This window comes from Vibrio sp. A11 (assembly GCF_013048705.1).
GTDB lineage: Bacteria > Pseudomonadota > Gammaproteobacteria > Enterobacterales > Vibrionaceae > Vibrio > Vibrio metschnikovii.
Window position 1 is genome coordinate 404,251 of record NZ_VHSI01000002.1, and the last position, 8,415, is coordinate 412,665.

8 protein-coding genes and 1 pseudogene are annotated in these 8,415 nt (G+C 43.6%); 6 read left to right on the top strand and 3 right to left on the bottom strand.

Annotation, left to right across the window (positions count from 1 at the left end; genetic code table 11):
* Window positions 1-224: 224 nt before the first annotated feature.
* Together FKQ60_RS04340 and FKQ60_RS04345 are read right to left on the bottom strand one after the other, a co-directional pair.
* A complete protein-coding gene (locus FKQ60_RS04340) occupies window positions 225-548 on the bottom strand; it encodes a DOPA 4,5-dioxygenase family protein (protein ID WP_158139017.1) in 324 nt (107 codons plus the stop codon).
* A 174-nt stretch (window positions 549-722) separates the two neighbouring features.
* Window positions 723-1,628 carry a LysR substrate-binding domain-containing protein gene (locus FKQ60_RS04345; protein ID WP_170905428.1) on the bottom strand — a complete coding sequence of 302 codons (906 nt, stop codon included), beginning with the start codon at window positions 1,626-1,628 and terminating at the stop codon, window positions 723-725.
* Between the two features lie 103 nt (window positions 1,629-1,731).
* Here FKQ60_RS04345 and FKQ60_RS04350 point away from each other — a divergent pair, with 103 nt between their 5' ends.
* From FKQ60_RS04350 to pcp, 6 genes are all read left to right on the top strand, one after another.
* A complete protein-coding gene (locus FKQ60_RS04350; RefSeq protein WP_170905427.1) occupies window positions 1,732-2,997 on the top strand; it encodes a D-amino acid dehydrogenase in 1,266 nt (421 codons plus the stop codon).
* Window positions 2,998-3,250: 253 nt separating this feature from the next.
* Complete coding sequence (locus FKQ60_RS04355) at window positions 3,251-4,795, top strand: alanine/glycine:cation symporter family protein (protein ID WP_154168946.1); 1,545 nt, start codon at window positions 3,251-3,253, stop codon at window positions 4,793-4,795.
* 312 nt (window positions 4,796-5,107) lie between these two features.
* Window positions 5,108-5,839, top strand: coding sequence for a nucleoside recognition domain-containing protein (locus FKQ60_RS04360; protein WP_158137967.1), 732 nt, complete (start codon window positions 5,108-5,110; stop codon window positions 5,837-5,839).
* Window positions 5,839-6,324 carry a YjiG family protein gene (locus FKQ60_RS04365; RefSeq protein ID WP_154168948.1) on the top strand — a complete coding sequence of 162 codons (486 nt, stop codon included), beginning with the start codon at window positions 5,839-5,841 and terminating at the stop codon, window positions 6,322-6,324. Before FKQ60_RS04360 ends, FKQ60_RS04365 begins: the two co-directional genes overlap by 1 nt.
* A gap of 9 nt (window positions 6,325-6,333) precedes the next feature.
* On the top strand, window positions 6,334-7,458 hold the full coding sequence (locus FKQ60_RS04370; RefSeq protein ID WP_170905425.1) for a M20 family metallopeptidase: 1,125 nt from the start codon (window positions 6,334-6,336) through the stop codon (window positions 7,456-7,458).
* 178 nt (window positions 7,459-7,636) lie between these two features.
* Window positions 7,637-8,281, top strand: coding sequence for a pyroglutamyl-peptidase I (gene pcp / locus FKQ60_RS04375; protein ID WP_170905424.1), 645 nt, complete (start codon window positions 7,637-7,639; stop codon window positions 8,279-8,281).
* A gap of 43 nt (window positions 8,282-8,324) precedes the next feature.
* Here the strand turns inward: pcp and FKQ60_RS17775 are convergent.
* A pseudogene (locus FKQ60_RS17775) lies at window positions 8,325-8,415 on the bottom strand (RNA-directed DNA polymerase); the annotation flags it as partial.

Here is an 8,415-nt window from a genome sequence, read left to right on the forward strand (position 1 = left end):
TCGACGAGTCCATAGGTTTCTATTGTACCTCGATAAATTAAAAGGGATCGGTTGTTACTCGGCTTAACGCTTAAAGTATAGCGTTAAATTGCATCAACCGGGTTATTTTTCGCGCTAAATATTATTGATCAACCAATTGAAAGTCAATTTAAAATTAAGCGCGAACGGATTTTTTACCATTTATCTCAAACCAGCAACAACGATTCTCTTGTGAGGAAGGCCGACTAACGCAACGTCTCTTGATTGACACCGAGGTTCTCACCTAGCCACATCACTTGATGTTCACTATGATCATGCCAATCATCCCCAGAAACAGGATGAATCAAGACACTCAAAGGGCCACGCGCATTATCCAGCCAATCAATAAAGGATTTTTGCTGTTCAGAAAAATGAATTTCAAACATTGGTTTGCGATGGGGGCCAACCAAACGCGGGACCAAGGGAAAGATGGCACTAATCTGCTCGCGGCATTCAGCAATGATGGTTTGCTGCAAAGCATAAGCGAATGGCTGTTGAGATAAATCAAAATAAACATGAGCGTGATACATCATTTACTCCTTGGGCAAGTAGGACAAGTTCTCACTATTATACGGGGCGTAGCGATGAAACCTAGCCTGAGTTTTTCAGCAACTTGGTTAAGATTTTTGAACGATCAGATTGATTCATCGTTACTCGCCAGTGCATATCACTACAGCGTAAGCAGCCATCGCTAATCGTATCGATTAATTAGCTCGATAAACTTGCCCTTTTAACCATTCAATGAAAATCGCCGTGGTTTCCGTTTGATTATGAACAATAAAGTAATAACCAGCGTTCGCGGCTATTGGCTCAAATGGCGTGACTAATTTGCCCTGTTCTAATTCATTACTCAGTAGAGCCAGCCTTGCCATCGCGATACCAACGCCCGCCTCTGCCGCCGACATGGCCATGTCGGTTCGATTAAAAAAATGGCCTTGATGCGTCGCCAATTCAATGCCCATTTCCGAAGCCCAGTACAACCACTCATAATCTCGCGCCGCTTTTGCCCATGGCATCGCATCATGCAACAAAACGACCTCGCGCCACGCCGATGGGCGACGTTCATGTGTGATTAAATCAGGATGAGCCGCCAGATAAGCCGGGCTCATCACTGGTAATAAATACTCTTCCAATAATAATTCTGCGTTGGCTTTAGAATAAGGAAACGGCCCGTAGTCAATCGCCAGATCAAAATCGCGCCGATCGCTATCTACCAATGCTCCTTCCGCGAAGGTTTGAATTTGAATATCAGGATGATGACGATAAAAGTCTTCCAGCCGCGGCACCAACCATTTAAAAGCAAATGATGGGGTGAGTTTTAAACGTATCTCACGTCGATTGGCTCGTTGGTTAAGATGCTCAATTGTACTATCAATATCTTGCAAGCTACGTTGAACAACCACTAACAAGGTCTGCCCCGCTTCGGTCAATCGCACCCCTCGCGAGTGCCGTTCAAAAAGACTAAAACCTAATTGCGCTTCAAGCTGCAATAATTGTTGGCTAATCGCGCCCGTCGTAATGTGCAAACTTTTGGCCGCACTACTGAAACTGGTATGATGAGCAACCTGTACAAAGGTATGTAATCCAGCAAGGTAAGTATTCTTTAACATGGCTATGGCTTTTAGAAAAACTAAACACTGATGATAATTTTTATCGATTGTTAACAAAAGGTAAAGCAAAGAAACTACTTACGTTGTTAATTTGGAGGTTGTCATGGAAATTATTGTTTTAGGTAGTGGTGTGATTGGTTTAACCAGTGCTTGGTATTTATCACAAGCAGGACACAATGTGACGGTTATCGACCGTCAAGCCAGAAGTGCAGAAGAAACCAGTTTTGCTAACGCAGGGCAAGTTTCCTACGGTTATTCTTCGCCTTGGGCCGCTCCTGGTGTACCGCAAAAAGCCATTAAATGGCTACTGGAGAAACACGCCCCTCTGAAAATTAAACCATCACTTGATCCAAAATTACTCAATTGGACAACCCAAATGCTGGCGAACTGCCAGTTATCTCGTTATCAAACCAATAAAGCTCGCATGTTATCGATTGCTAATCATAGCCGAGAGTGTTTGATTGAGTTGAATAAAAATTACGATATTCAATATCAAGGCCGCCAAAAAGGCACCTTGCAAGTGTTTCGGAAACAAAAACAATTGCAAGCGGTTGAAAAGGACATGCAGTTGCTGGAAGAAAGTGGTACTCGTTTCGAACTGCTGGATGTCGCTGGCTGTTTAAAACAAGAGCCAGGATTAACGCCCGTTCAAGATAAACTGGTTGGTGGCCTGTATTTACCCGATGACGAAACTGGTGACTGTTATCTGTTTTGCCAACAATTAACCGAGTTAGCAAAATCGAAAGGGGTACGCTTTGAGTTTAATACTCAAGTGCAAGGCTTACTAAGCGAAGGCAATAAGATCACTGGTGTCAAAACCGATAAGGGATTACTTAAAGCCGATGCTTATGTGGTTGCGATGGGCAGCTACTCTCCGGCGCTACTCAAACCATTTGGCATTGATCTCCCCGTTTATCCAGTAAAAGGATATTCATTAACCGTACCGATCCGTGACGCCGATTTTGCTCCGCAATCTACTGTGATGGATGAAACCTATAAGGTTGCCCTAACCCGCTTTGATGAGCGTATTCGCGTCGCTGGAACGGCTGAATTAGCGGGTTTTGACCCTTCAATTCCCGAAGCGCGTAAAGCCACGATTGAAATGGTGGTGAAAGATCTCTTCCCTCAAGGCGGTTATTTCGAACAAGCGGAATTTTGGACCGGTTTTCGCCCGATGACTCCTGATGGCACACCGATCATCGGCGCAACTAAGCTCGACAATCTTTATACTAACACTGGCCATGGCACATTAGGCTGGACGATGGCTTGTGGCTCAGCAAGTTTGCTGGCTGATATTATCAGCCAACGTCCAAGTAAAATAAAAACCAGTGAACTCAACGTGTCTCGCTACGGTCAGGCAGTATCATAAGACCATGAGCGTCTAATCAATCCGTATTTTAGCTCCTCTCTGGCTCAACACCCTTATGGTGTATGAGCCATTTTTGTTTAGCGTCTCTCATCTCCGCTCGAAACATCACTAAAAATTAACATGTTAAGAATATTTATGTGATCAAAGCCACGCAAACACACAAGAAAGAAAAAACCAGTTAACAAAATAGTTACAAGAGATTTAAGATGTGGATGCAAAACAAACACAACAATTCGTTAACAGGGAAACTTTCATGCAGTCATTTGTTGATTTTATTAATGGAATAATTTGGAGCCCAGCCCTAGTGTATTTATGTCTTGGCGCTGGTTTGTTCTACTCAATCAATACTCGCTTTGTACAAGTTCGTCATTTCACCGAAATGTGGCGCTTGTTACTGTCAGGTAAAAGCTCATCAAAAGGAATATCTTCTTTTCAGGCATTGGCGGTATCTTTATCCGGTCGAGTCGGGACAGGTAATATAGCTGGTGTCGCTGCTGCGATTGGTTTTGGTGGGCCAGGCGCAGTATTTTGGATGTGGATGGTGGCCTTTTTTGGTGCTGCCACCGCGTATGCAGAGTCGACTTTAGCGCAAATTTATAAAGAAGAAGACAAAGATACTGGTCAGTTCCGTGGTGGACCGGCTTATTACATTGAAAAAGCCATGGGTCAAAAATGGTATGCGTGGATCTTTGCCATTGCGACTATTTTAGCCTGTGGGGTTTTACTGCCAGGTATTCAATCGAACAGTATCGGTAATGCGGTTGAAATGGCGTTTGGCTCTGGAGACATGGTCGAAACAGCCATGGGCACCTTTAGTTTTGCGAAGATCTTTACTGGTGCATTAATCTGTATTGTGCTGGCTTTCATTATTTTCGGTGGCGTTAAGCGTATTGCTCAATTTACTCAGTTTGTCGTTCCTTTTATGGCACTGGCTTACGTTATCCTCGCCTTTATCATCATTCTTTTAAATATCACTCAAGTTCCCGCAATCTTCATTATGATCATTGGTGATGCATTCACTCCTATGGCTGGCTTTGGTGCTGCTATCGGTTGGGGGGTGATGCGTGGCGTGTATTCTAATGAAGCAGGTCAAGGCACAGGGCCTCATGCTGCAGCTGCAGCGAGTGTCCAACACCCAGTGCAACAAGGATTAGTTCAGTCATTTTCTGTCTATATTGACACTTTACTGGTTTGTTCAGCCACTGCTTTCATGATTCTCATCACCGGTGCTTATAATGTTCACGGTGCTGAGGGGATGATACTGCAAAATTTACCAGCCGACATTGCAGCTAACAGCCCAGCCTTTACTCAAATGGCGATTGAAACCACCCTACCAGGGATTGGTAAGCCATTCGTTGCTATGGCGCTGTTCTTCTTCTCGTTTACCACGATTTTAGCTTATTACTATATCGCAGAGACTAACATTGCCTACATTCGCCGTACCTTCAAAATCAGTAGTGCGATGTTTTTGCTTAAAGTGGCCATGGTTGCTGTGGTGTTCTACGGTAGTATCAACACGGCTAACCTTGCATGGGCGCTCGGCGACGTTGGTGTAGGGCTAATGGCATGGCTCAATATTGTTGGTATTTTAATTATCTTCTTTTTGGCTAAACCGACCATCGTGGCGCTAAAAGATTATGAAGAACAACAAAAGCAAGGCGTTGAAGAATTTACTTTCAACCCCGTCAAGCTTGGCATTAAAAATGCCACTTATTGGGAAGAGAAATACCTACGTAAAACCGGCCAAGCTCCCACCGCTGAGCCTGAAGGTAAAACAACCGAGCTGCCAAGTACCTAAATAATAAGGCCGCTTTGTAAACACAACCTGCTGTATATAAAAACAAAAAACAGTACCAAGGGTTAGCGATTGCTAACCCTTTTTTGATCTATGACTACAGTTTACTGAATAAAAGAAAAATCTATTATCAATAGCATCGACACGGTGCCCTCCAGCTAACTAGATTAATAATTTAATTTTGAGGATAATCACAAAATTTAAAACCAAAAACAAAACAACATACTATCCAATCGTTCTGTTGATAGGGATCATCATTCTTCATATCAAGTCAGGAGAAGATAAGCTCATCTTTTGATAATACAGAGCTTGACTATGACAAATCCTATCGAACATGAAAGAAAAGTAACTTGGGGAAGTTATCTAGCCCTAACGTTTGCAGTCGTTTTTTTCTCTGGACTGCTTCAGTCTAACGAATGGTACGGCGTATTTGACTTTACTACCCTCAATGGCTCATTTGGTAAAGTCGCCTATAGTGTTACGGAAACAGCAGAAGGGATGCAAACTGTATCAACTTCTTTTCGTGGCAATGGAGGAAGTGGCGCTCGAGATGGATTCATCTTTGCACTTTCACTCATTCCTACCGTGATGTTTGCCTTGGGTATGATTAATGTCCTTGAACAATACGGCGCTCTCGATGCCGCTCGAAAACTATTAACTCCCCTATTACGCCCCTTGATGAGTATTCCAGGTAATACTGGATTAGCACTCATAGCCTCCTTGCAAAGTACTGATGCTGGCGCGGCAATGACTCGTAAGTTAAAAGACGAGGGGCGAATAACTAAGCGGGAAACCGATATCTTCACGATGTTCCAATTCACAGCCGGTGCAACGATTGTTAACTTCTTTTCCTCGGGGGCGGTACTCTTCACTTTAACCCTCGCTGACGGTTCTTTGGCGGTGACCTCTTCAATTGGCTTAGCCGTTGCAGTCATGTTTATCTTTAAAATTATCGGAGCCAATGTTTTCCGAGTTTATCTCAATATTACCGAAGGCAAAGAATCACCACCGACTACCCCTCATCAGGCACAAGCGGAGAGCAAATAATGAATAATCCATCTGAAGTTCAATCATCAACCACAAAAAAACCGATGATCACTGATGTTTTCGTTGAAGGTGCTAAAAAAGGCTGGGTAATTGCGACCACATCAACCGTCCCTAATGTATTAATGGCTTTTGTGATCATCAAAGCATTACAAATAACAGGAGCACTAGATCTGATTGGTATTTTATTTTCACCCATCATGGCTATTTTCGGCTTACCAGGTGAAGCGGCAGCAGTATTAATTGGCGCTTGGATGTCTATGGGAGGAGCCGTTGGCGTTGTTATCACTCTCTTTGATCAAGGCATTTTAAATGGTGCCCACATCGCTATTTTAGCCCCAGCTATTTATTTGATGGGTTCACAAGTCCAGTATATTGGTCGAATTATGGGCCCTATTGGCACTGAAGGTCGTTACATTCCAGTGATGATTATCATCTCCATTCTTAATGCATTTGGTGCCATGTTAGTCATGAATTTATTTGTTTAGGAGACAAAAATGTCATTTTCTTTAGAAGAATATCTCAATGAACTTCGCCCACTGATAAACGTTGACTGCGGAACTTACACTCTAGATGGTATTGAATTTATAGCTGAACAATTCGAGAACAAGTTTCTACAGTTAGCCGGTTGGCAAGTGAAACGGATTGATTGTGACAGAGCTGGGGTCGGTTTAGAAATTCGTAACAAACCTGAATCAGAGCTTATCGATGTAATGCTAATTGGCCATATGGATACCGTATTCCCTCCAGGTACCGCAGCTCAACGCCCCATGACACTCGATAGTCAAAAAGCCTATGGTCCCGGCGTATCAGACATGAAGTCTGGACTACTCAATATCGTTTATGCAATGCGCAACCTTAGCCAGAGCGCCTTAGATAAATTGTCTATTTGTATTTGCATGAACCCAGATGAAGAAACCGGATCTTTATATTCTCATCAATGGATACAAAATAGTGCCAAAAAAGCTCGCTATGTTTTGGTTGCTGAAGCTGCTCGTGCTGATGGTAGCCTAGTGAAAGCACGCAAAGGGATGGCACGGTATAAAATCGAGTTTTCAGGCATTGCCGCTCATGCTGGTAATGAGCCAGAAAAAGGTCGCAGTGCTATCACGGAAATGGCTCATTGGATTTTAGCAATCAATCAAATGACCAACTTATCTTCAGGAACCACTTTGAATGTCGGCGTTGTGTCTGGAGGGACAGTCGCGAATATCGTGCCAGATCACGCACAAGCTATTGTTGATATCCGCTTTTGGAACAATCAAGAATACGATGATATTAATCATCAGTTAATCAGCATGATAGAGCAACCATACCTTGATGGGATTAAAATTTCTTTACATCGTGAGGCCTATAAACCCGCGATGATTCCGAGCGATGAAACCCAATCATTCATGAATATCGTCGAGCAAGTAGGAAGTGAAATCGGTCTAGTTATTAATTGGCAAGCAGTGGGTGGCGGTTCCGATGCCAATGCCACAGCAATTTTAGGCATTCCAACGTTAGATGGATTTGGTCCAATTGGTGCTGGATTCCACAGCGAAGATGAATATCTCTTACTGGACTCCATTGAACCTCGGATAAAACTCTTGATCAACCTACTGGAGAGATTAGCACAGTAACCATTGTGATAACTCAAGCCGAAATCTAGAACCTGAGATTGCAAGGAAAATAATCCTATGCTCATCAATATTGATGAGCATAGCTATCGGTTAAAAATAACAAAGAAAGGTCGCTTGTGATAAAAACCGAGCGCAAGATAAACTGTTCCGTCCCCCCGATTTATAAGGATTTACATGGATGTTTAAAGTACTGCTCACCGGCTTTGAGCCTTTTGGAGAGGATAGCCTTAACCCATCGCAGGCATTACTCAACGCAAAAAAACAGCTACACGTAACAGGGGTCGAGGTGATAGGTTGTGTTCTGCCCGTGGTCCGTTATCAAGCCGCTGAAGTTGCCATCAATGCAATTAAGACCCATCAACCCGATTTAGTCTTGATGTTCGGGCAAGCCAGTGGACGTGGCGTCATTACACCTGAGCGAGTAGCCATTAATCTTGATGACTACCGGATAGCCGATAATGCTGGTCATCAACCGATCGATGAAGCCATTATTGCCGATGGACCAGCGGCATACTTTACTACCCTGCCGGTCAAAGCCATGGTGGAGGATTTACAGCAAGCAGGGATCGCCGCCGAAGTATCCCACTCGGCAGGAACCTTTGTCTGTAATCATCTATTTTATGCTGTTCAGCATTATTTAGCTCAAAAGGATATTCGCAGCGGTTTTATCCATGTTCCGCCGTTGCCAGAACAAGTTCCAGCGACTAATCCATCATTACCCAGCTTAGGATTAGAACCGCTCATAGCAGCCGTACGAGTCATGATTCAAACTTGTTATCACAGCAAACAAGACAGGCAAATCATCGGTGGAAATGTGTGCTGATAGCCATAATCGAGTAGGAGGCGGGATCACTCCCGCCGTCCTCTCACACCACCGTACAAGCGTGGATCGCATACGGCGGTTCCGAATAGATTTTCAATGTTTCATACCCTTCCAACAATGAGTATAACCCCAAC